Source organism: Dysosmobacter sp. Phy, from assembly GCF_054476235.1.
Genome location: NZ_CM136997.1, coordinates 2,260,596 through 2,283,636, shown reverse-complemented (window position 1 = coordinate 2,283,636; position 23,041 = coordinate 2,260,596). Strand labels below are relative to the sequence as shown.

19 protein-coding genes and 1 pseudogene are annotated in these 23,041 nt (G+C 59.9%); 10 read left to right on the top strand and 10 right to left on the bottom strand.

Translation table 11 applies throughout. From position 1 onward, the window contains the following. Positions 1-19: 19 nt before the first annotated feature. From ACVDHE_RS11265 to ACVDHE_RS11235, 7 genes are all read right to left on the bottom strand, one after another. Positions 20-1,648, bottom strand: a complete 1,629-nt coding sequence (locus ACVDHE_RS11265; protein ID WP_458884629.1) for a BCCT family transporter — start codon at positions 1,646-1,648, stop codon at positions 20-22. A gap of 144 nt (positions 1,649-1,792) precedes the next feature. Continuing rightward, the gene (locus ACVDHE_RS11260) at positions 1,793-2,506 is read right to left on the bottom strand and encodes an AraC family transcriptional regulator (RefSeq protein ID WP_458884628.1); all 714 of its coding nucleotides are present in this window, start codon (positions 2,504-2,506) and stop codon (positions 1,793-1,795) included. A gap of 21 nt (positions 2,507-2,527) precedes the next feature. Then, positions 2,528-3,307 (bottom strand): glycyl-radical enzyme activating protein, encoded by a 780-nt coding sequence (locus ACVDHE_RS11255; RefSeq protein ID WP_458884627.1) that lies wholly within the window; start codon positions 3,305-3,307, stop codon positions 2,528-2,530. Then, the gene (locus ACVDHE_RS11250; RefSeq protein ID WP_458884626.1) at positions 3,291-3,920 is read right to left on the bottom strand and encodes a YgjV family protein; all 630 of its coding nucleotides are present in this window, start codon (positions 3,918-3,920) and stop codon (positions 3,291-3,293) included. Before ACVDHE_RS11250 ends, ACVDHE_RS11255 begins: the two co-directional genes overlap by 17 nt. A 160-nt stretch (positions 3,921-4,080) precedes the next feature. After that, positions 4,081-6,480 carry a glycyl radical protein gene (locus ACVDHE_RS11245; protein WP_458884625.1) on the bottom strand — a complete coding sequence of 800 codons (2,400 nt, stop codon included), beginning with the start codon at positions 6,478-6,480 and terminating at the stop codon, positions 4,081-4,083. 21 nt (positions 6,481-6,501) lie between these two features. Next, a complete protein-coding gene (locus ACVDHE_RS11240) occupies positions 6,502-6,849 on the bottom strand; it encodes a hypothetical protein (RefSeq protein WP_458884624.1) in 348 nt (115 codons plus the stop codon). A gap of 148 nt (positions 6,850-6,997) precedes the next feature. Then, on the bottom strand, positions 6,998-8,263 hold the full coding sequence (locus ACVDHE_RS11235; RefSeq protein WP_458884623.1) for an NAD/NADP octopine/nopaline dehydrogenase family protein: 1,266 nt from the start codon (positions 8,261-8,263) through the stop codon (positions 6,998-7,000). Between the two features lie 359 nt (positions 8,264-8,622). Between ACVDHE_RS11235 and nifJ the strand changes: the two genes are divergently transcribed. Both nifJ and ACVDHE_RS11225 read left to right on the top strand, forming a co-directional pair. Next, the gene (gene nifJ, locus ACVDHE_RS11230; protein WP_458884622.1) at positions 8,623-12,126 is read left to right on the top strand and encodes a pyruvate:ferredoxin (flavodoxin) oxidoreductase; all 3,504 of its coding nucleotides are present in this window, start codon (positions 8,623-8,625) and stop codon (positions 12,124-12,126) included. An 80-nt stretch (positions 12,127-12,206) separates the two neighbouring features. Next, the gene (locus tag ACVDHE_RS11225) at positions 12,207-13,685 is read left to right on the top strand and encodes a 4-hydroxyphenylacetate 3-hydroxylase family protein (protein ID WP_458884621.1); all 1,479 of its coding nucleotides are present in this window, start codon (positions 12,207-12,209) and stop codon (positions 13,683-13,685) included. Positions 13,686-13,759: 74 nt separating this feature from the next. Here ACVDHE_RS11225 and ACVDHE_RS11220 read toward each other — a convergent pair whose 3' ends face one another. Next, positions 13,760-15,517, bottom strand: coding sequence for a sigma-54 interaction domain-containing protein (locus ACVDHE_RS11220; protein WP_458884620.1), 1,758 nt, complete (start codon positions 15,515-15,517; stop codon positions 13,760-13,762). 362 nt (positions 15,518-15,879) lie between these two features. Between ACVDHE_RS11220 and ACVDHE_RS11215 the strand changes: the two genes are divergently transcribed. Next, positions 15,880-16,182 (top strand): DUF6809 family protein, encoded by a 303-nt coding sequence (locus ACVDHE_RS11215; protein WP_458884619.1) that lies wholly within the window; start codon positions 15,880-15,882, stop codon positions 16,180-16,182. 32 nt (positions 16,183-16,214) lie between these two features. Here ACVDHE_RS11215 and ACVDHE_RS11210 read toward each other — a convergent pair whose 3' ends face one another. Both ACVDHE_RS11210 and ACVDHE_RS11205 read right to left on the bottom strand, forming a co-directional pair. After that, complete coding sequence (locus ACVDHE_RS11210) at positions 16,215-17,030, bottom strand: sigma-70 family RNA polymerase sigma factor (RefSeq protein WP_458884618.1); 816 nt, start codon at positions 17,028-17,030, stop codon at positions 16,215-16,217. A 28-nt stretch (positions 17,031-17,058) separates the two neighbouring features. After that, positions 17,059-18,372 (bottom strand): DUF6076 domain-containing protein, encoded by a 1,314-nt coding sequence (locus tag ACVDHE_RS11205; protein ID WP_458884617.1) that lies wholly within the window; start codon positions 18,370-18,372, stop codon positions 17,059-17,061. A gap of 149 nt (positions 18,373-18,521) precedes the next feature. On the opposite strand from ACVDHE_RS11205, the gene ACVDHE_RS11200 reads away from it, so the two are divergent. From ACVDHE_RS11200 to ACVDHE_RS11170, 7 genes and pseudogenes are all read left to right on the top strand, one after another. Continuing rightward, entirely contained in the window at positions 18,522-19,583 is a 1,062-nt protein-coding gene (locus tag ACVDHE_RS11200; protein ID WP_458884616.1) for an AAA family ATPase, read from the top strand. 245 nt (positions 19,584-19,828) lie between these two features. After that, the gene (locus ACVDHE_RS11195) at positions 19,829-20,155 is read left to right on the top strand and encodes a plasmid mobilization protein (RefSeq protein WP_458884615.1); all 327 of its coding nucleotides are present in this window, start codon (positions 19,829-19,831) and stop codon (positions 20,153-20,155) included. A 3-nt stretch (positions 20,156-20,158) separates the two neighbouring features. Next, positions 20,159-20,605, top strand: a pseudogene (locus tag ACVDHE_RS11190) (relaxase/mobilization nuclease domain-containing protein); the annotation flags it as partial. A 298-nt stretch (positions 20,606-20,903) separates the two neighbouring features. Next, the gene (locus ACVDHE_RS11185) at positions 20,904-21,473 is read left to right on the top strand and encodes a hypothetical protein (protein WP_458886195.1); all 570 of its coding nucleotides are present in this window, start codon (positions 20,904-20,906) and stop codon (positions 21,471-21,473) included. Further along, positions 21,470-21,724, top strand: coding sequence for a hypothetical protein (locus ACVDHE_RS11180; RefSeq protein ID WP_458886194.1), 255 nt, complete (start codon positions 21,470-21,472; stop codon positions 21,722-21,724). Before ACVDHE_RS11185 ends, ACVDHE_RS11180 begins: the two co-directional genes overlap by 4 nt. Further along, positions 21,667-22,239 carry a phage integrase central domain-containing protein gene (locus ACVDHE_RS11175; protein ID WP_458884614.1) on the top strand — a complete coding sequence of 191 codons (573 nt, stop codon included), beginning with the start codon at positions 21,667-21,669 and terminating at the stop codon, positions 22,237-22,239. The genes ACVDHE_RS11180 and ACVDHE_RS11175 overlap by 58 nt, the downstream gene beginning before the upstream one ends. A 6-nt stretch (positions 22,240-22,245) precedes the next feature. Then, positions 22,246-22,902: a site-specific integrase gene (locus tag ACVDHE_RS11170; protein WP_458884613.1), complete on the top strand. Its 657-nt coding sequence runs from the start codon at positions 22,246-22,248 to the stop codon at positions 22,900-22,902. The last annotated feature ends 139 nt before the right edge of the window (positions 22,903-23,041 follow it).

Below are 23,041 nucleotides of genomic sequence, written 5' to 3'. Positions count from 1 at the left end.
CGACAACTGCGCCGGCGGCTCACCAGCCCAGCTTCGCCAGGAATTTAATCTTGCTTCTTGGGGCCATGGGCTCTCCGTTGTCCGGTGCGTCAGCCACCTCGGGCTCCGGCTCAAACATGCCGTCCGCCCTCCGCGGCCGCTTCAAAATAAATCGGATGAAGCCAAGCATGCAGGCCAGGCAGATGAAGCACATGGGGATGCCGGCAAAGGACTTGATGGTCTTGACGCCATCGATTCCACCCAACACAACAAATACCGCCGCCACCACGGCAAAAACGGTGCCCCAGAACAGCTTCATCCAAACGGGGGCCTCCGTGGTCTCATCGGAGTCGTCCATGCACATGCCGGCCAGCGTCACCGCCATGGAGTCGCACTGGGTGACGAGGGAGATCGTAATGATCACCAGCATGACGATCTTGGCGATCGTACTGATCGGCAGCACATCGAACAGCGCCAGCGTCAGCGCCTCGGCGCCCTGGGTGTTGTAGATGGTCAGGAAGTCCATGCTGCCCTCCCACAGCTGGGCATGTAGGATCGTGCCGCCAAAGACCGTGAACCAGACGATGCCGAACAGGGCGGGCAGCAGCCACTCGATCAGAACGAACTCCCGCAGCGTACGGCCGTTGGCGCAGCGGACCATGAACAGGCCCAGTAACGGCGCATAGGCCATCCAGTCCACCCACCAGTACATGTCCCAGTTCTGGGGCCACATACCCGCATCGGGATAGGGCGCGGTATTCAGGCTGTTGGCAAAGAACTCGGTGAAATAGCTGCCCAGGGTCTCCGTGAACAGGTTGCAGAGATAGGTGGTGGGCCCGGCCAGGAACACGAACAGCAGCAGGATGAAGAAGAGCTGAACGTTCCGGTTGGAGAGCCAGGTGATGCCGGCCCGCAGGCCGCTGATGGCGGAGGCGTTGTAGCACACGAACATCACGGCAATGATCGCCACGTAGATGATCATGCTGGGCTCGATGCCTGCAAACGCCTTGACGGCGGTGGACAGCTGCATGGCGCCGTATCCCAGGCCGCCCGCCACAGCGGCGGTCAGGGCGAAGGCGGACCAGGCGTCAAAGGCGTTGGCCCATTTGCTGTGGATCACATCTTTGCCGAAGATCGGGATCAGCATGGTGCTGGTCCGGAAGGGCGCCCGCTTGTTCAGGATCAGATAGGCCAGAATGACGCCGGTGACCACGCAGGTGGCGTAGGGCGTCAGGCCCCACTGCATGAAGCAGCGCACCATGCTCCAGAGGACGGCCCCGTTGCTGCCGGCCTCCAGGCCGGTATACGCCGGGGGCTCCATTGCAAAGATCAGCGGCTCCGCAGCGCCCCAAAACACCACGCCGGCGCCGATTCCGGTGCACAGTGAAATGCCGAACCACTGCATCATGGTGAATTTTGGCTTGGCATTGGGGCCACCCAGCTTTACTTTGCCCAGAGGCGTAACCATCACCACAACACAGAAAATGACCATGGCCAGGCACACCAGGCTGGAGAACCAGCCAAGGCCCCACATGGCATTGTTCATCACCAGGTTATACAGGACGTCGTAGAACGCCTCGGCATTGATGACGATCGCAGCCAGCATCAAGATGAACAGGACCACCGTCACCGACATGACGGACCATTTGACTTTCGCTTTCTCTTTCACTTTTTCTTCCTCCCTAAGTATTGGCAGTTTTCCGGGAATTTGCTTGATTCGACCCTCCTCCTATACGGTTGATTTTGTGTGCGGGGGGATGTGGATGAGATGAGAAAATAGGTATCGGGGCACGGCCGTCCGGCTCCAGCCCCGTTATCCCAGACGTTTGAAGCATGGGCACTCCCGGTAGGCCTTGGGGGTCATACCGGTGATCGAATGGAAGGCGCGGGTAAAGGTGGAATTGCTGCTGTATCCCACCATCACCGCGATCTCCATGACGCTGAAATTGGTCTCCACCAGCAGATCCTTCGCCCGGTTCACCCGGATGTGACGCAAATACAGGCTGGGAGAACAGCCGGTCTGCTGTTTGAACCAGTCGTTGTAATAAGTGACGTTATAGCTCTCCATCTCCGCCAGCTGATTGACGGTGATGGGCAGGTCATAGTGTTCTCCGATGTACCGAATAGAGGGCGCAGCGCAGTTTTCGCACAGTTTGCTGTATAAGTAGCTATAGAGGTGGCGGACGGACTTGCTGTCCGGGTTCTGCCGCAGTTCACTCTGGATCAGCTCCACCAGCTGGGTGATCTGGCCGTGCATGGACACCACGGTGGGATAGCACAGCGCCGCCACCTCCCGGTTGTCCAAGACCTCCAGCGGCAAATTGAGCACCAGCAGCCGCCCGCGGTAGTTGCAGCGGTGGTTCATGCCGGGCGGGACGAAAAACAGCTCCTGGAGCTTCACCTCATACTCCGTCTCCTCCGCGCGGATCCGCATGGTCTCCTGCAGAGGCACCAGGATCTGGGGATACGGATGGCTGTGCTCTCCCGTGCACTCCTGAAAGATCTGAATACAGACGTGCTCGCTCATGATGTTACCTCCTCGCTGCGCTCACCGTACGGTCTTCACATACCGCCGGACCACGTTCCGGCAGGCCTCCATCTGCTCCGGTGTGGGGGTGGGCACATGCCCCAGCAGATAGGGGCGGCCCAGCTTCTCGTAGGTCGCGGTGCCCAGCTTGTGATAGGGCAGCAGCTCCACATGGTCCAGCCAGTTCAGCCGGGCGCAGAAACGGCCGATGTCCTCCAGCTCCCGGGGATCGTCGTTGATCCCCGGTATGATGGGCGTTCGGACCACCAGGCGGGGGCATTTTTCCAGCTGATTGGTCCGCAGCAGATTGTCCAGGATCACCTGATTCTTGGCGCCGCAGTACTGCTGGTGCAGTCCGCTGCTGAAAAACTTCAGATCCACATAGGCGGTATTGATGTGGGGCAGAAGCGGCTCGATCTTCTCCCAGGGGGCAAAAAAGGAGGTCTCCACCGCCGTGTTGATGCACTCCATCCTGGCGTTCTTCAGCAGCGCCAGGGTGAACTCCGGCTGCGCCAGGATCTCCCCTCCGGAGAGGGTCAACCCCCCGGTGGAGATGAAGTAGAACAGCGAGTCCTTGCGGATCTCCCGCATCACCTCGCCCACGGTCATCCGGGCGCCGTAGGTGTTCTCCCCGGCCCTTTCCACCTGGAAGGACTGGCTCTCCGGGGTGGAGCACCACTGGCAGCGGAGGGGACAGCCCTTCAGAAACACCACGGTCCGCAGGCCCTCTCCATCGTGGATGGAGGAGCGCTCGATCCGCAGCACGACGCCCTCCCGGTCCTTGTCAAAAGTCTCCAGCATTACACGGTACGCCTCCTTTCCCATCGACGGGCTGCGCCATGTCAGGCGCGCGGCCCTTCTCCGGATATTCCTGCGGCCCCGGCTCCCCCAGCCGCGCCGCCCGGTCTCTGCGTCCGTAATACAAAAGAGAAAAAAGGGCGGACGCGATGCCAAACGACTCGCTGAGAACGCCGGAGTACGAACTGACATAGAGGTTGTAAATGATCCAGCCCGGACCGACAACGGCGATCTTTCCCAGACGGATGACCGTCTCCCGGCATGTCCAGTTGGTCAGGACAAAGAACACCGCGGCGACACACGGCAGCAGGCTGTACAGATCCTTCCACGTGGCCATGCAGGCAAGGGCGGCCAGCAGGCAGAACAGCCAGCGCCAGCCGGCCCAGGCAGCCCACTTTTTCCCGTTCATGAAAAACAGGAGCACAATGTTGCTGCAGACCGCGATGGCGATGTTGATGCAGCCGCTGTACGCTCCCAGCATCAGGAAATGGACGATAAACAGCCCGTTTCCCACCACCTGCAAAAACACGATCCAATTGCTTCTCTTACAGGCAAAGCTGCTGATGCAAAGGCCCATCCCCGCAAAGCCGATCACCTGCGTGAGTATATCGTACATATCGGATTCCTCTTCCAGAAAAAGTAAGGGCATCCCCGCCGCGGCCGTCCGGCCATTCTTGTGTCAACACACAGTCGCCGGGCCGGGGACCCGCCTGCGGAGGGGAGCTTCCTCTCCACAGGCACAGGTCCTCCCGCGGCAGGGACCCCTTACCGCAGTCTTATCTTCCGCAGCAGCCGCCGACCCAGCTGTTGATCTCCGTGCGGCCGATGATCTCGTCCTGGGTCTCCTTGCCCAGCTCCACAAAGAAGGCGGTGTAGCCGGCCACCCGGATCAGCAGATCCCGGTGCTTGTCGGGATTCACCTGGGCGTCGATCAGGGTCTCGCGGTCCACGCAGTTGATCTGTGCGTGATACACGTCCAGCATGCACATGGTCTTGAGCATATTCATGCCGTGGGCGATGCCGTCCTCGCCCTTGAGCATCTCCGGCTCGAACTTCATGTTCAACTGGGTGCCCTGGGTGAAGCGGGCGTGCGGGATGTGGCTGACGGACTTCAGCAGGGCCGTGGGGCCGTTGACGTCGGTGCCGCCGGTGGCGCCGATGCCATCGGTCAGCGGCGTGCGGGCGTTGCGGCCGGAGGGCAGGGCGCCCACCCACTGACCGATGGGCGTGTTGCCGGAGACTGGCAGCATGCCGCAGGTCATCTTGCCGAAGAGCGTATCATATTTCTCGAACTGATCCACCACATGGGTAAAGATCTCGCCTACGCAGAAGTCGGCCCGCTCATCGTCGTTGCCGTACTTGGGCGCCGCCAGGCACATGGCCTGTACGTCCTCATACCCCACGAAGTCGGCATCCAGCGCCTGGATCAGCCGCTCCATAGTCAGCTTCTTTTCGTCGTAGACCAGGTGCTTCACCGCTGCCACGGAGTTGATGATGTCCGCCTGGCCCACGGTAATCACGCCGCCGCCCACGGTGTACTTGGCCGCGCCCGGCTGGCTGTAATCCTTGCCCACCTCCATGCAGTGGGGGAAGCCCAGGGACAGCACCGGCACAGGGCGGTAGTTCATGCTGAGGTAGTCCAGCAGCTGGTTGCCGGAGGTGATCACATCCACGGCGTGGTCGATATGGGCCTTGACAGCGTTGAAGAAGTCGTCAAAGGTCTTGAAATCCCGTGGATTACCGGTGTGAACGGAGACCTGTTCGCCGGTGATGCGGCTGCGGCCATCGTTCAGGGCCAGCTCCACCATGGCGCCCATGTTGATGTCGGCGATGTCGGTGTATTCCTTCAGCTTGCCGGAGAGGTTGGTCTCCACACAGCCGCAGGGGTTCCAGTCCCAGGCCTCGCTGAGGGGAACGCCCTTGTTCAGCATCATGCGGATACCCACATCGTTGGCGTACACCGCCGGCATGGTCAGGCCCATGCCGATGCATTCAACTGCCTTATGCAGCAGAGAATCCGGGTTCTTGGAAATACTGTAGGTCACAGAGAGGTTGGGCTCTTTGAACTTTACGTCTTCTGTGGCCTGAATCATCATGTAGCTGAGCTCGTTGGTGGCATCGTTACCGTACTGGTCGATGCCGCCGCAGCTGGTCTGAACGGTGATGCAGTAGCCGGCCGCATACTGCGCAGTGACCTCGTCCTGGAACAGCGACATCTCCGCCACCTTGATCCACAGGCAGTCCAGCAGCTCCTGGGCGTCGTCATCCGTGAGGATGCCGGCGGCCTTATCGGCCTTGTAGTAGGGATACAGGTACTGGTCCAGACGGCCCAGGTTGTAGGATGAGGCGTTCTGCTCCATGTAGCAGGCGTACTCGTAGGACAGGATAGACTGGCAGGCCTCATAGAACGTGCGGGCGGGATGCTCGGGCACCCAGCGGCAGACCTCTGCGATTTTCAGCAGCTCCGCCTTGCGGACGGGATCGGCGCACTCCGCCGCCTTCTGCTCCGCCAGCTCCGCGTGACGGTGGGCCAGGTGGATGACGGCATCCGCCACCATGATCTCAGCGCGATAGAAGAAGGACTTCTCCAGGTCGCCGGGCACCGCGTCATCCAGCTTGGCCAGGGCCACCTCCGCCTCTTTCTTGATGCCGCCGATGCCCACCTTCAGCAGCCGGCGCCAGTCCACGGTGGTCTCTCCGTAGCCCCGGACGGCCTTGCGGTCGATGAAAATGATGCCGTTGGTGCGCAGGGTCTCCATATCCTTGGGGGCCATCAGCCGCCAGCGGTCCAGGACGCACTTGTTCTTCCAGTAGTCCTTGACCTCCTCCAGATAGATCTTCTTGCCCTCCTCGCTGAGATAGAACGGGTCGAAGGGGCGGGTGCTGATGGTATCCACTTCCTTCTCAATGACTCCAGAGGCGCTATCCGGGTTCAGAATACCCGCCCGGGGCTTGAAGCCCACGCCGCCGACCAGCAACTCGTGGTCCTGGATGTAGATCTGCTTCTTCTCGCAGGTCCTGGCATAACCTGTGGCCTTCTGAAGGATCCAGGGCTGACCCTCTGTCTCCTTGAATCCCTCAGTGACGTATTTGGCGTTGTAGACATCCATATCCACCCGGGTATTCAGATACTGCTGCCGCAGCGCCTCAATGCGCTCCATATAAGCTTTTGCCATGTCATGTTCCTCCCCAATCAATTATTCGGTTTTACCGGATTTCAGTTCTCTCTTTGTTGGCTGCTCTTTTCGCCATGATATTAAAGCAAAATATATGCCAAAATAGCAATCTTCCAATTTTTTACCGGACATGCCGCCTTCATTCCTGTGCAGTCTGTACAAACTTTGCCGTTCCTCTGCCGTTTTTGCCCAACTTTCGTCTGCAAGTTTTTCTCTTTCCCACAAAGGCGGGATCTCCGGCATCCAGCCCGCTCTCACCGGTGCAAAAAGGATGGGTGCAAACTTTTTTGCGGCTCTTTTGCACCCCCTGCAAAAAATATTTGCTCCCCACATTTGCCTTGTCACTTTTGCACAAGTTTTCTCTTCCAATCCTCTGCATCTGTCGTTTGATGGAACAACAGCGCTCTCCCGGGGGAAGGCCCCTCTGCCGGCCCTCTTCTCCTGCGCAAAAAAGTTCTGCGGACCGCGGCTTGCCGCGGTCCGCAGAACCAGGTATAAGGAGGTAAGGGGATTCAGATCATTTCGGGGTGAACACGCCCTGGCGCAGATAGGCCTGCAGCTGCTCATGGGTCATGTGGCCGATCTCCAGATAGTCCAGCGTGTACTTGCTCTGGCCGGCCAGATCCCGCTTGAGCATGGTGCTGGCCAGCAGGATCATGGAGTCGATGATGGGAGTCTCCACACCGTACTTCTTGCCCAGCTGGCTCATGAGATAGCAGCCCACGGGCACATCCTCGGTGATGTAGCGGTTCTCCAGATCGAAGGGACCGTCGCCGAAGAAGTTCTCATACTTCTCCGTGAAGGGAACGGCGAAGTCGGGGCCCATGTACTCCTTGCCGTACATGGTGGTACGGGAGAAGAAGTCCTCATAATTGACCGTGCACAGGCCCACTTCCATGGCCTTGGCCAGGGCCTTCTCCTCCTCCCAGAACCGGGCCTGGACCTCGGCGATGGCCGGGCACAGGGCGAAGCCGTACAGGGAGTAGTTCTTCTTCTCCTGGCCCAGGACAGTGTCGAAGTTCTGCATGACAGCGGCACCCAGGACGGCGCCGGGCACGTGGATGACCGGGTTCACGTTGGACAGGTTGATATCCAGCACGGTGTTGCCCCGGACGAAGCCGTGGTGGAACTCCTCGCCCTTCTTGGAGATGGTGACCTCGCCCTCTGCGTCCATGATGGCGCCGAAAGCGGGAATGTACCAGGCGGAAGCCATGAAGTCATCGGTGTCGGTATCGGGCAGAGCGCAGCCGCGGATGGTGGTGATGCGGTCCTCCACCTTGCACTCGTTGGTGACCACACCGCCACGGCGGACGACACGGATGCCGTAGGGGGCGGTGTACCAGGCGCCCACGATGACCTTCTTGGTGCAGCCCATCTCCCGCATCAGCTTCCGGCAGATGAAGGTGCCGCAGTTGTCAGGCAGGATGTGGATCACCTGGCCGTCCTCCAGCAGGGGGATCAGCTCGCGGAAGATGTCCTCATGGGCGATGGCGACGGCGGCCACGATGATGATGCCGGCGCCCTTGACGGCCTTGGCCATATCGTCGGTGGCCATGGCGATCTTCACCGTGCCCTTGCGCTGATAGCCGAAGTAGCTGAACTGGGCGCCGGAGAGGGTGATGCCGGTCTTCTCAATGTTGGTAAAGTTGATCTTGGCGAAGCGGGGCTGGTCCCACAGGCGGACCTCCTTGCCCTCCAGGGCGCAGTCCGCGGCCATGGTCTTGCCGACGGCGCCGGCGCCCAGGATCGCGATGGGCATATCCTTCAAATAACTCATATCCATAGTGACATCCTCCTTTAATTTTTCCGCTGGTATCAACGCCAGCGCTTGCTTGGTTTTCTGCTGCTCTCGTCCACTGAGGCCATTGTAGCTAAGGGCAAAACGCCGTGCTTTGCTGAATCTGTCTGGTTTTTTGCAGACTTTCGGATTGTTTTCCGCTGTTTTTCCGGTCCGCGCCCCCTCCATCTATAATAGAAGAACCGCTCCAGGGAACAGGACAGAAACAGCAAAAAACATGCGAAAAGAGGCAAATTCTCCTCTTGCCGCCTCCGATACAATGGAACCGGAAATGGACCGGCGGACCCTCCGCCTCTGTCCGCAAAGGAGTAACCTATATTGACACCTGACAAGGGGGAAATCGTATGGCAACTAAAATCGAGATCATGGACGGCAACCAGGCAGCGGCGTACATCTCCTACGCCTTCACGGAAGTGGCGGGCATCTTCCCTATCACGCCCTCCTCTCCCATGGCGGAGTACGTGGACGAGTGGGCCGCCAACGGAAAGGTGAACCTGTTCGGCCAGCCGGTCCAGGTGGTGGAGATGCAGTCTGAGGGCGGCGCCGCCGGCACGGTCCACGGCTCCCTCCAGTCCGGCGCCCTGACCACCACTTATACCGCCTCCCAGGGCCTGCTGCTGATGATCCCCAATATGTACAAGATCGCCGGTGAGATGCTGCCGGGCGTGTTCCACGTCTCCGCCCGCACCCTCTCCGCCCATGCTCTGTCCATCTTCGGCGATCACTCCGACGTGATGGGCGTCCGCAGCACGGGCTTTGCCCTGCTGGCCTCCTCCTCTCCTCAGGAGGTCATGGATCTGGGCGCCGTGGCGCATCTGACCGCCATCCACTGCCGGATGCCCTTCCTGCACTTCTTTGACGGCTTCCGCACCTCCCACGAGATCCAGAAAATCGAGGCCCTGGACTACGAGGACCTGCGTCCCCTGGTGGACATGGAGTCCCTGAAGGCCTTCCGGGCCCACTCCTTGAACCCGGAGCACCCCGCCACCCGCGGCACCACCGTGAACCCCGATATCTTCTTCCAGTGCCGGGAAGCCTGCAATCAGAAGGTGGACGCCATCCCCGCCGCCGTGGAGCAGTACATGGCAGAGATCAGCCGCATCACCGGCCGTCCCTATCACCTCTTTGACTACTACGGCGCCCCCGACGCGGAGCGGGTCATCATCCTCATGGGCTCCGCCGCCGAGACCGCCAAGGAGACCGTGGACTACCTGACCGCCCGGGGCGAGAAGGTGGGCCTCATCAATGTCCATCTGTACCGCCCCTTCTCCGCCGACCACTTCCTCGCCGCCGTGCCCGCCGCCTGCAAACGGCTGGCGGTGCTGGACCGGACCAAGGAGCCCGGCGCCATGGGCGAGCCCTTGTATCAGGACGTGTGCGCCGTCTATCAGCGCCGGAACATCCCCATGGAGATCGTGGGCGGCCGGTACGGTCTCTCCTCCAAGGACACCACCCCGGGCCAGATCCTGGCGGTGTTCGAGAACCTGAAGGCGGAGACGCCCAGGCACAACTTCACCATCGGCATCGTGGACGACGTGACCCACACCTCCCTGCCCGCGGCAGAGGAGATCGAGACCTCTCCCGCCGGCCAGACCAGCGCCGAGTTCTGGGGCATGGGCTCCGACGGCACCGTGGGCGCCAACAAGAACTCCATCAAGATCATCGGCCACTCCACCAGTCTCTACTGCCAGGCCTACTTCGTCTATGACTCCAAGAAGTCCGGCGGCCTGACCCAGAGCCACCTGCGCTTCGGCAAGGTGCCCATCCGCTCCCCCTATCTGATCTCCTCCGCGGACTTCGTGGCCTGCCACACCCCCTCCTATGTCCACAAGTACGACATGGTGAAAAACCTCAAGGAGGGCGGCACCTTCCTGCTCAACTGCCCCTGGGACCAGGCAGGTCTGGAGAAGAACCTGCCCGCGGCTATGAAGCGGGCCCTGGCGGCCAAGCACGCTAGGCTCTATACCATCGACGCCATCCGCATCGCAAGGGAACTGGGTCTGGGCAGCCGGACCAACACCATCCTGCAGGCCGCCTTCTTCACCCTCACCGGGGTCATCCCCATCGACCAGGCGGTCTCCGAGATGAAGGAGGCCATCTACAAGACCTACTACAAGAAGAAGGGCCAGGCGGTGGTGGACATGAACAACGCCTCCATCGACCACGGCATCAACGAACTCCAGGAGGTCCCCATCCCCGACAGCTGGCTGGACGCCCAGGACGCGCCCCAGGAGAGCAGCGCCCCCGCCTTCATCCAGGACGTGGTGGCTGTGATGAACCGCCAGGAGGGCGACAGTATCCCCGTGTCCACCGTGGTGAAGTACGGCATGGAGGACGGCACCTGGCCCGCCGGCACCTCCCAGTATGAAAAGCGCGGCGCCGCCGTGGAGGTCCCGGAGTGGGACCCTGCCAAGTGCCTCCAGTGCAACCAGTGCGCCCTGGTGTGCCCCCACGCCGCCATCCGGCCCATCCTGCTGGACAGCGCCGAGGAGGCCGCCAAGCCCGCGGGCTTCCGCACCGTGGACGCCAAGGGCATGGGCGGCAAATACACCTACCGGCTCCAGGTCTCTCCCTATGACTGCACCGGCTGCGGCAGTTGCGTGAACGTATGCCTGGCCAAGGAGACGGCCCTGACCATGCGGCCTCTGGAGAGTCAGCTGGATCAGGCGGACAACTGGACCTACGGCGTGGACGCAGTCTCCATCAAGACCGACGCCGTCAGCGACAAGAACGTGAAGGCCTCCCAATTTGCCAAGCCCTACTTCGAGTTCTCCGGCGCCTGCGCCGGCTGCGGCGAGACCCCCTACATCAAGCTGGTGACGCAGCTGTTCGGTGAGCGGATGTACATCACCAACGCCTCCGGCTGCTCCTCCGCCTACGGCGGCTCCACCCCCTCCTCCCCCTACTGCACGGACTGCAAGGGTCACGGCCCCGCCTGGGCCATGAGCCTGTTCGAGGACAACGCCGAGTACGCCTACGGCTATCTGCTGGGCCAGGACGCGGTGAAGCGGCAGCTGAAGGCCGCCGCGGCGGCCCTGGCGGAACGGGGCGTGGCTGCCGAAGCTTGCCAGGCATACCTGGACAAGGCCGATGACGCCGCGGTCTCTCGCCAAGTCAGTGACGCGCTGCTCTCCGCCCTGGAGGGCGACACCAGTGCCGAAGCCGCCTTCATCCGTCAGAACGAGGAGTTTTTGACCAAGAAGAGCGTGTGGGCCTTCGGCGGCGACGGCTGGGCCTACGACATCGGCTACGGCGGACTGGACCACGTGCTGGCCTCCGGCAAGGACATCAACGTGCTGGTGCTGGACACCGAGGTCTACTCCAACACCGGTGGCCAGTCCTCCAAGTCCACCGCCGCGGGCGCCATCGCCAAGTTCTCCGCCGGCGGCAAGGAGGTCAAGAAGAAGGATCTGGGCCTGATGGCCATGAGCTACGGCTACGTGTACGTGGCCCAGGTGGCCATGGGCGCCGACCCCAACCAGACCCTGAAGGCCATCCGGGAGGCGGAGGCCTATCCCGGCCCCTCCATCGTGATCTGCTACTGCCCCTGCATCGAGCACGGCATGAAGGTCAGCATGGGCCTGAGCCAGCTGGAGGAGAAGAAGGCCGTGGAGTGCGGCTACTGGCACCTGTACCGCTACGATCCCCGCCGGAAGACGGAGGGGAAGAATCCCTTCCAGCTGGATTCCAAGGAGCCCACCGGCGACTTCCAGCAGTTCCTGCTGGGTGAGAACCGTTACGCCTCCTTAAAGCTGGCCTTCCCGGAGAAGTCCCAGGAGCTGTACGAGAAGGCGGCGCGCGACGCGAAGGAGCGTCTGGAGAGCTATCAGCGCCTGGCCAAAGACTGACACCCATTCCAGAAAAACCAGAGGAGCCCGGAATCCGCCGGGCTCCCCTGCGATCTGATGATTTTCAGGAGGAAAAAAGAATGGCTTTGATGACCGCACAGGAATACGTTGAGAGCCTGCGCAAGCTGAACACCCGGGTGTACATGTTCGGCGAGAAGATCGACAACTGGGTGGATCACCCCATGATCCGTCCCTCCATCAACTGCGTCGCCATGACCTACGCCCTGGCTCAGGACCCCCAGTACGCGGAGCTCATGACCGTCAAGTCCAGCCTGACCGGCCACACCATCAACCGCTTCACCCACCTGCATCAGTCCACCGAGGACCTGATGAACAAGGTGAAGATGCAGCGCCTGCTGGGACAGAAGACCGCCAGCTGCTTCCAGCGCTGCGTGGGCATGGACGCCTTCAACGCCGTGTTCTCCACCACCTATGAGATCGACGAGAAGTACGGCACCCACTATCACGACAACTTCAAGAAGTTCCTGACCATGGTCCAGGACAACGACCTGACCGTGGACGGCGCCATGACCGACCCCAAGGGCGACCGGTCCAAGGCCCCCAGCCAGCAGGCCGACCCCGACATGTATGTCCATGTGGTGGAGCGCCGGCCCGACGGCATCGTGGTCTGCGGCGCCAAGTGCCACCAGACCGGCTCCATCAACTCCCACTGGCACATCTTTATGCCCACCATCTCCATGGGCGAGGCCGACAAGGACTGGGCTGTGAGCTTCGCCTGCCCCACCGACGCCGAGGGCATGTACATGATCTACGGCCGTCAGTCCTGCGACACCCGGAAGCTGGAGGAGAACGCCTCCATCGACGTGGGCAACGCCAAGTTCGGCGGCCAGGAGGCCCTGGTGGTCCTGGACCACGTGTTCATCCCCAACGAGTACATCTTCCTCAACGGCGAGTATGAGTTCGCCGGCATGATCGTGGAGCGCTTCGCCGGCTATCATCGCCAGAGCTATGGCGGCTGCAAGGTCGGCGTGGGCGACACCCTGATCGGCGCCGCGGCCCTTGCCGCCGAGTACAACGGCGTGGAGAAGGCCAGCGCTGTCAAGGACAAGCTCATCGAGATGACCCACCTGAACGAGACGCTGTTCTGCTGCGGCATCGCCTGCTCCGCCCAGGGCTTCAAGACCAAAGCGGGCAACTATCAGATCGACCTGCTGCTGGCCAACGTCTGCAAGCAGAACGTCACCCGCTTCCCCTATGAGATCGTCCGTCTGGCCGAGGACATCGCCGGCGGCCTGGTGGTCACCATGCCCTCTCAGACCGACTTCAACTCCGACACCGTGGTGGGCCGCAACGGCGAGACCATCGGCGAGATCTGCAACAAGTTCTTCGCCGCCCGCGAGGGTGTCAAGACTGAGGACCGCCAGCGCATCATGCGCTTCATCGAGAACCTGTGCCTGGGCGCTGCCGCCGTCGGCTACCGCACCGAGTCCATGCACGGCGCCGGCTCTCCCCAGGCCCAGCGCATCATGATCGCCCGCCAGGGCAACATCCAGGGCAAGAAGCAGCTGGCTAAGGACATTGCCGGCATCAAGGACTGAATTCTCTTCCCTCCCCGCAGAACAAGGGGCCGCCGGATACAGGAAACCTGTACTCGGCGGCCCTTCTTTGTTGATCACAGTTCCGGCTCACCCAGTAGCTTTTTCAAATCGATCTGATAGCGTTTGATGCGGTACTGCAAATTCTGGCGGCTCATATGAAGGCTCTTGGCGGCTGCGGAAATATTGCCGCCGCTGGCCCGCAGAGCCTGACATACGGCATGATACTCCATATCCTGCACAGCGCTGCTGAGGGAGTGCCGGACCGGTATTCCCTCAGGCAGCCGCCCATTTTCAGCCAGGATCAATTCTGGCAGATACTCCGGTGTGATGACAGACATGGTATCCGGCAGGACGTTCATGGCGTGTTCGATGGCGTGCTGCAATTCGCGGACGTTTCCGGGCCAGTCGTAATTCTGAAACCGCTCCAGTGTCTCCCGGCTGATGTCCTTTACATTTTTCACCAGGCGCTTGTTATACTGGATAATAAAGGTCTTGGCCAGGAGCGGGATATCCTCCTTCCGCTCCCGCAGCGGCGGGATGCTGATATTAACCACGCCCAGCCGGTAAAAAAGATCCCGGCGCAGCTTGTTCTCCTCAATCGCCTGGTACGGCGGAATATTGATGTTGGACACGATCCGGACATCTGCCTGAATCTCCGCGGATCCGCCCACCCGGCGGAACGTACCGTCCTGCAGCACCCGCAGCAGCTTGGACTGGAGGTTGGGGTTCATGGAATTCAGCTCATCCAGCAGCAGCGTGCCGGAGTTTGCCTGTTCGAAAAGACCGGCCCGGCGCTCCGCCCCGGTGTAAGCCCCCCGCTCCGTGCCGAACAGCAGCCCCTCCAGCAGATTTTCCGGGATTGCCGCACAGTTGATGGCCAAGAAGGGCCCGTCCGCCCGACGGCTGGCGTTGTGGATGCTCTGTGCAAACAGCTCCTTGCCCGTGCCGGTTTCCCCGCAGATCATGACGGAGGAATCACTCTTGGCCACCTGTCGGCACTGCTCCACAACTCTGTGCATACTGGCGCTGGTATAGCAGATATCTTTGAAACGGTATTTTGCCGGAAGGGCGTTGGTACTCTGCTTGCTGGTGCATCTCTCCAGCAGGCGGCCCTGCAGTTCGATAATCTGACGATGGAGGTCATCCACCATATGCCAGTCCTCCATCACTGTAAACGCCCCCAGCAGCTGCCCGTTCTGCGTAATCGGATAGGTGTTGGACATCACATCGATATTTTTCCCGTACCGGGTGGTATAGTACTGCCGGTTATTGAGAAGAGGGCGTTTGGTGTGCAGAACTTCCGGGATTGTCAATTGGGTCCCGTCCCGCATTTCATAGATATCCTCTACAGCCTCACCCAGCACATCTTTGGTGACCACAGATTCCATTTTCACCACAGCGTCATTGAGCATATACACCCGGCCCTTGGCATCATACAACGCCACAGCTTCGGTGATCTGGTTCATGACACTGATAAGCATATCATGACAGGCATCATCGGCCGCATTGCGGAACACCACTAAATGCGTTCTCTCAGGGAGGTCATCCACCTGTGGCGTGGGGCAGCGCAGCAGGTACTCTCCAAAAGCGATATTGGCATAGAGGGGTTCCTCCGACTCCAGGCAGAGCTGAGGGGCAATTTCATCCAACAGTTTTCCCGTCAGGCCATCTTCTCCATGAAGCAGATGTATACCTGTCTCGTTGACCTGGAGGATCCGGTCCCGGTCCGAAAGCAGCACTGCGCCCAATCCACATTGGGAGAGAATGTCCATTATTTCCCGATAGTCCACAGCCTCACCTTCACTTTCTGTCCCGAACTTAATATACCACATTTTATATTGGTAAGTAAACACGATTTAGCTGACCGATCTATTATAAAATTAACTATATCTTCTATTCGGTACCATGCAGCATATTTGGAATAGGCTTCAGGGAATCCAGAATAGCAGCTTGAACGACGTTATCATCAAATATTATATAAGGTTATAAAATCTCCCATATGTTAAAATACCCAAACCAGTTTAATAATCCGACATAAAATGTCTTGATAACATCTGTAAACCACATTATAGTATCGCTTTTTCCATGCGCAAGGCCTCTTTTTCATTTCTCAATTTCAAGTGGGTCATGCAAAAAACAGTCGCTATTTCCGATAACCTATGCTATTGTGTCTTGCTGCAAGGAGGCGAGACACATGAACGAAACTTTGAAATCATTGTACGACCAATTCTATACCCCACTGCCCTTGGCAGAGTACGAGCAGCAAGTCGAGGCCTGCCACCACCAGCTGATCGAGCGGCTGGAAAAGCCAGAGAGGAAACTGGTGCTGCAGATCATCGACACCCAGAACCATATCATCGAAGAACGGTCCCTGGACAGTTTTCTCTGCGGATTCCGTCTGGCGTGGGAACTGGCCGGCGAACTGGATCATTACGAGGAAAACAGGCATCTGTCATCAGCCGAAGAAGCTGAGACAGGTGCCTGTTCCATACCCTGAACGAAGTCTCAGGGCAACGCATTGGGCAAAAGCTATCTCACGTCTACCCACACATCCCGCATCAGCCGGAAGGCCCTGCGCCAGCGGTACAGGGCGCTGCTGGGATATCGCTGGCGCAGATGCTCCAGTGCAGTCCTCCGGGCCTTTGTCACCCCGTCGGGAGAGAGCATTTCCCGCAGCCCCAATTCGTCCGCGGACAGCTTTTCATAGCCGTAGACGCCAAAGGTATGCCCCAGGATGGAGCGGTCCCTGGAACTCAGTGTCTGAAACAACTGCTCCAGCAACTCCAAACCGACCTTCCGATAGACGATCTGCTCCGCCGACGCGCCCTGCCGGTCAGGGAGCAACCGCTCAAAGGGATCTTCCTCTTCCTCACTGCCCTGCAGATCAAACACAGAGAGAAAATGCGTATTATAGCCGACCAGTCTTGCGGTGGCCTCATCTGAAAGATGCAGTGCCGCCGCGATCTCTTCAGCGGACTTTCCCTCCACGTGGTAGAACCGCTGAACCAGCCGCACCCGCTCCATCTCGTCCTTGCTCAGGGACATCACTCCCAGATTGGTCTCCAGATAGCGGTACATTCTTCCCCGCAGAAAAGGATAGAGATAGGTGGTCAATTTTCCGGCACGCTCGTCATAGCCGCCGCTACGGATGCGTTCCCACAGTTCTAGGCCGCCCTCGGCACAGAGGTCCTCCAGCAGCAATGCAGCTGCGGAATCTGAACAGCCGAAGTGCCTGCACGCCTCCAGGGCGATGGAGCGAATGAAGTTCCCAAGCTGCTTGTGAAGCCGCTCAAACGCATCAGCGTTACCGCGCTGTGCCTGCCCATACAACTCTTCATTTGTCATGCGCCACCACCCTCTTTCCCTTTGGAAATCAGCTTTCTTTCTTTGGCCGTCCCCTGGGACGGCTCTTTCTCTCAACGCCGCAGCGCGGGTACAGCCGCTCCGCAGCCAGGGAAGTATTGAAAGCCTCGTAAGTCGTGCCCGGTTTGGTTCTCGCCTGGTGGTACAGTTCCTGCGCCTTCTCCCGCAGTCTGGTCCGCTCCTCCGCCGTGATCACACCGCGGGAACGATCCTTGTCGATCCGCTGATAACAGCGGTAAAGGGCTTGAGCAAGCGGACTTCCTTCCGCATCCTCTTTGATACCGCGGAGACGGTAACCCATCTGCGCGCAGGTGTACTTTGGATTGGCCGGATTGGGCAGGTCGCAGTATTTGGTGTGGTACCCCTTCTGCAGCAGAAAGTATCGTCCGCAGTTCTGGCATTTGCGGATGATGTGTCCAGCTTCCAGCGCCTTGTAAAAATCCAGCTTCAGCATGGTCTGAAGACGCGCCGCCTCGTAATATTCATAGACCTTGAATGTCTCAGAACCCGGAGATGTCTCGCGGGGGACCAACTGCAGCCGCACGTCATCAATGGCGGTGTAAAATCCCGTCCCCTCCAGGGGATTGGCGATCCATTTGTAGGACCGCTCGCTATACAGGAAATCGTGCAGTGCCGCCAGATAGTTGTCAGGCGTCAGCTTATCCAAGGAGGAAATGCCCATATGGATGAATTCCTGCAAGGTCTGGCAAACCGAAGAAATGTCTTCCAGAAGATCGTCATAGCACATACAATACTGCCGGTAATACACCCACTTGGCCTGCAGGTTCCCCGGGCAGATCAAAAGGGCTCTGGTCTTTTCCGGCGGCTTTGGCGGGATGGGCGAACGCGGTACCGGGATCTCATAGAATCCATCCTCCATCTGAGCACTGACAAAATCATCGCCGCCATACTCCTCCGGATGCTCAAGATAGTCTTCGTAGTCTCCGATCGCAGCTATGATCTCCAGATCCCGATCCGTTGGCTCCAGGTCCTCCGGCTCCTGAAACAAAGAGTACTGCTCTGTCAGTACCCGCGCCTCTGACAAAATCTCTTCCTGCTCCTGAAGCAGCTGAAACACCCGATGCCGTACCAGGGAACGATGGAGCTTGATCATCTGCTCATTGGCTTCAAACCAGTCCTGTATCTGACGGCTCTTTTCATAATCCGCCATCTTACGGACAGCTTTGGTCAGCATCCGGCGCAGCTTGTGGTACTCATCCGGAGTGATATTCAAAACCTCAGCAGTCAGCTCACCCAGTGGAAACGCACAGCCATTCAGATCCAGTGTCTTCTCTCCGATGTAGAATGCGATAGACCGGAACATCCGGATCACCTCTTTTTTGTCAGCAAACAGTTTTTATTTGTCTGTTGTTTCTCTGAGTGTATCAAAAAAGTCTCCACAATACAAGTAGAGAGACGAGGATCGAAGGCGGGCGATCCTCGTCTCTTACTTTTTTTGAAAGGAGATTTTTGATGAAAAAACTCAACACCATAGACGCCGATACCCTGCAAACCATCGCCTACGAGCCGCTCACCTTCCTTGTGGAGGATCTGCTGCCTCAGGGACTGCACCTGCTGGCCGGCGCGCCGAAGATCGGAAAGTCCTGGCTGGCGCTGTGGCTGTGTCTCCGGGTGGCGCGGGGCGAACCCCTCTGGAATTTTCCCACGCACCCGTGCGAGGTCCTCTACCTCTGTCTGGAGGACAGCTTCCAGCGCATCCAGAGCCGGCTCTTCGATCTCACCGAGGACGCGCCGCCCACGCTGCACTTCGCCGTCATGGCGGAGCAGCTCCACAGCGGGCTGGTGGAGCAGATCGAGCAGTTCCTCAAAGAGCACCCGGCCACGGGGCTGGTGGTCATTGACACGCTGCAGCGCATCCGCACCGTGGGCAATGACGTGAGTCCCTACGCCAACGACTACCGGGACATCGGCGTACTCAAAGCACTGGCAGACCGGCACCGCATTGCCGTGCTGCTGATCCATCACCTGCGTAAGCTCAACGATGACGATCCCATGAACATGATCTCCGGCACCACGGGTCTCAGCGGCGCCACCGATTCCAACTTCGTGCTCCGCAAGAGCAAGCGGCGGGAGAACACCGCCACCCTCTACTGCATCGGCAGGGACATCGCCTACCGGGAACTGTCTCTGAAGTTCAGCGGAGAGACCCACATTTGGAATCTGCTGGCGGACGATTGTGAACAGGCCGATGGATCGCACGGACGCATTCTGACACTTCTCTCCCCGCTGCTGCGGGAGCAGCAAGAGATCTGCGCCCCTGCCAAGGCGCTGCTGGAAAAGATCGACCCTGCCGGTCTGGAGGGCCTGACGCCCAACAGCTTCTCTCATCAAATCCGCAAAAGCGTTGACGCCCTAAGGCAAAGCGGCATTACTGTGTCCTTCCGCAAGAGCAACGGAGAGCGGCTCATCTGCCTGCGGAGGGCCGATGGTGTCGATGATCACGCTGCCGTGAAGAGCGTCCCCATCGACCCTGTGGCGGCCGCTGCGGCCCCTCTGAGGAGCTTTCCCGCCTGACGGAACTCGTTTCCCCGTCCCCGGCGGAAGGGCCGCTGTTGGCCCTCAAACCGCCGGAAAACGCGGGAGATGTGGGGGACGGGTCTCCGCCGCCCGCTGCCTTGCAACAGGAGGATTGGCGGAGAGCAAGCATCGCCTTTGGCTGTTCACGCCCACCCACAGGCGGCCGCGAACTGCCTTCGGCATCTCTTTGCGGGCGGAAGCCCTGCACCCACTTTGCTGAAAATCAGAGAAGGAGGATCAACTTGAGCAAGAAACCCAACCGAACGAAATCCGTTCCTCTGACGTTTTACGTGACCGAGGCGGACTCCCGGCGCATCCACCAAAAGGCGGAAGCGTGCGGCATGAGCCTCACCCAATATCTGACCGACTGCGCCGTCGGCAAGGAGATCGTCCGGATCGACGCGCTGGCGGAGTTTATCAGGGCTCTGAAAGCCCAGGGCAACAACCTCAACCAGCTGACCACTCTGGCCAACATGGGACGGATCACCGCCGTGAATGTCCGGGAGGCCTGCGCCCTCTACGCCGACATCCTGCGTTCCCTCAAGGCGCTGCTGGAGAGGACGGTGTGATTCATGGCCATCGTCACAGCTGTCAACCGTCCCCGTGGTCAGACCCGCGGCGGCATGAGCGCGGTGCTCCAATACGTGATGAAGGAGGAAAAGACCGCTTATCAGGGCCGCCATCTGGTGACCGGTGTGAACTGTCAGGCAGACTCCTGCTGCACCGAGTTCATCAGCACCAAGCTGCAATACGGAAAAGACGACGGCCGCATGTACTATCACTTCGTCCAGTCCTTCCATCCGGAGGAACCGGTCACACCGGAGCTGGCGCACCAGATCGCACTGGAGCTGGCACAGCAGTGGAAGGACTACGAGGTCATCGTGGCCACCCACACGGACCGCGAGCACATCCACTCCCACTTCATCGTCAACTCCGTCAGCTTCCAGACCGGCAGGAAGCTCCACTTTGAAAAGGCAGACCTGACGCAGCTCCGCCAAGTCTCAGACACGCTGTGCATGCGGTACGGTCTGTCCGTTTGCCAGCCAAAGCGTCAGCAGACGGTCTCCCGCCCCACCCAGGCGGAGTACCGGATCGCTGCCAGAGGGCAGAGCTGGAAGGTGCGGCTTGCCACGCAGATCAACGAGGCCATGAAGTACGCCGTCTCCCGGGAGCAGTTCCTGGAGCTGATGGAGAGCGAGGGCTACACGGTCCGCTGGTCGGCAAGCCGCAAGAGCATCACCTACACCACCCCCGACGGCTACCGCTGCCGGGACTGCAAGCTACACGACATGAAATATCTGAAAGGAGCGATGGAAGATGAGTTCCGCATCCGAGAAAAACTCTTCGCCCATGGACGAGCTGCTGGCCATGCAGCAAAGCGCGCTCCAGGCGAATTTGAACAAGGCATCCAATATCCAGAAAGCCGTCACACTGACGGAGGCCAACTGGATCGGTCTGACCCGCGCCATGGAGCTGACGGGGAACTCCATCCTCAAGGCCCAGGAGACGCTGGAGCGTCTCCCCACCGCGCAGGAGATGGAAACGCTGCTGGCAGGGCAGGCTGGCAATCTCACGGCGGCGCACACCGAAGCGGTGCAGCAGATCCGGCAGACCGTACAGGAGCTGCTGGAAACCAGCAGAGAGAACCTGCGGTGGATGCAGGAAGAAATGCAGGAGACCCGCGCCGCCAGCCAGCGGGAGAGCGAGAAGCTGCTGAAGGAATTCCAGTCACAGGCTGGGAAGATCAGCGAAACATACTCCTCGCGTCTTTCCAGGGCAGAGGATACGCTGCGAGAGTCCGCCAACTCTATCAGATGGAAGATGTACATCCCCACCATCATCCTGGTGCTGTGGGAATTGGTGCGGCATCTGTGGCTGCGGGGATGAGTCTGCTGGAGGACTCCAGTGATGACCCGGAGGAGCGCCGCCGGCAGATGGAGGCCCGGGAGGCCGCGCAGAATCTGGGCGCTGTCATCGGCCTGGCCGCTGGAGCCGTCGGCGCGGCAGCTCCGGAAGGATACACCCAAACCGGACAAGCCGCAGATGAAACAGACGCTGGGGTGACACCCCGCTCGGAAAATTGGAAGAAAGGAATCAAACACAGCTATGGCAAGTATCAAGCAGCTTCAAATGCGTAAATATTAAGATCACCGTCAGCAACGGGTACCGGCCCGACGGGAGAAAGATCAGCCGAGCCAGGGCCATCACCGTACCGGACACCGTCCGCAAACAGCAGATCCCCCAGTATGTGGCGCACGAGGCGGAGGAATTCGAGCGGCTGGTGAAGAACGGCTTCTGTGAGGACAGCAGCATGCGCTTCGAGGAATTCGCCCGCCGGTGGCTGAACCGTCAGTCCCGGTACGCCCCCAGCACACTGGCCTCCTACCGCCGGATGCTGGAGGTGGTGTTCCCCTACATCGGTGCCATCCCCCTCTGCCGCCTGCGGCCCATCCACATGGAGAACCTATTCGCGGAGCTGCGGAAGCGGACCTGTCACGGAAAACCTGTAAAGGAGACAACCGTCCAGAAGTATCTGACGGTGGTGTCCGCTGTCCTCAGCGACGCCAAGCGGAACGAGATCCGGGAAAAGAACCCGGCTCGCATGGTGGCACTGCCACACACCCAGCGGGCCATCCAGCGCGTCCCCTCCTAGGCCGAGGTGCAAAAGCTCCTGGACGCCCTGGCGCGGGAGCCCCGGCACTACCGGCTGTTCTATCTGCTCTCCCTGTACACCGGCTGCCGGCGGGGTGAGCTGTGCGCCCTGCAATGGTCCGACTTCACCTTCGGAAAAGAGTCCCTGCTTCTCACCATCAGCCGCTCCCGCAGCAATGTAGCCGGCAAGGGCATCGTGGAGGGCGCCACCAAAAATGGCCGCAGTCGGGAGATCTATCTCTCCGGCGAGCTGTGTGGGATCATCCGCAGCTACCGCCACCGCAAAAAGATGGAGGCCGAGCGGGCCCACCGCAAGCTCAGTCCCTATCTCTTCACCGATGAACACGGGCAGCTCATCCACCCCGACACCTTCACCAAGCGTCTGCGGAAGATCTACGAGTCTATCGGCTTCCCCAGGGAATACCACCTCCACACCCTGCGCCACTATTTCGTGACTGCGCTGCTCCACTGCGGCGTGGACAAGCAGACCGTCGCCGATCTGGTGGGCCACGGCGACACAGGCTTCCTGGAGCGCACCTACTGCCACCCCCAGCAGGCGCAAAAGGAACAGGCGGCAGACACTATGCTCACGGTGCTCCGCCCTGACGGCAGCCCCATTTTCAACCTGGCCGCGGCGTGTATGGCAAAGCGGCGTGGTGCGTGATTGTCGGTTTCGTAGAAAAATGGTGTTTGCAAAAATTGTGATGGCTTTTGGCGGTTGCTTTCGGTATGTTGTGTTTGCCAAACAGGCCTCAGCTGGAATGAGGCCAAGGAAAGAGAGGTCAACACCATATGGCAAGCAT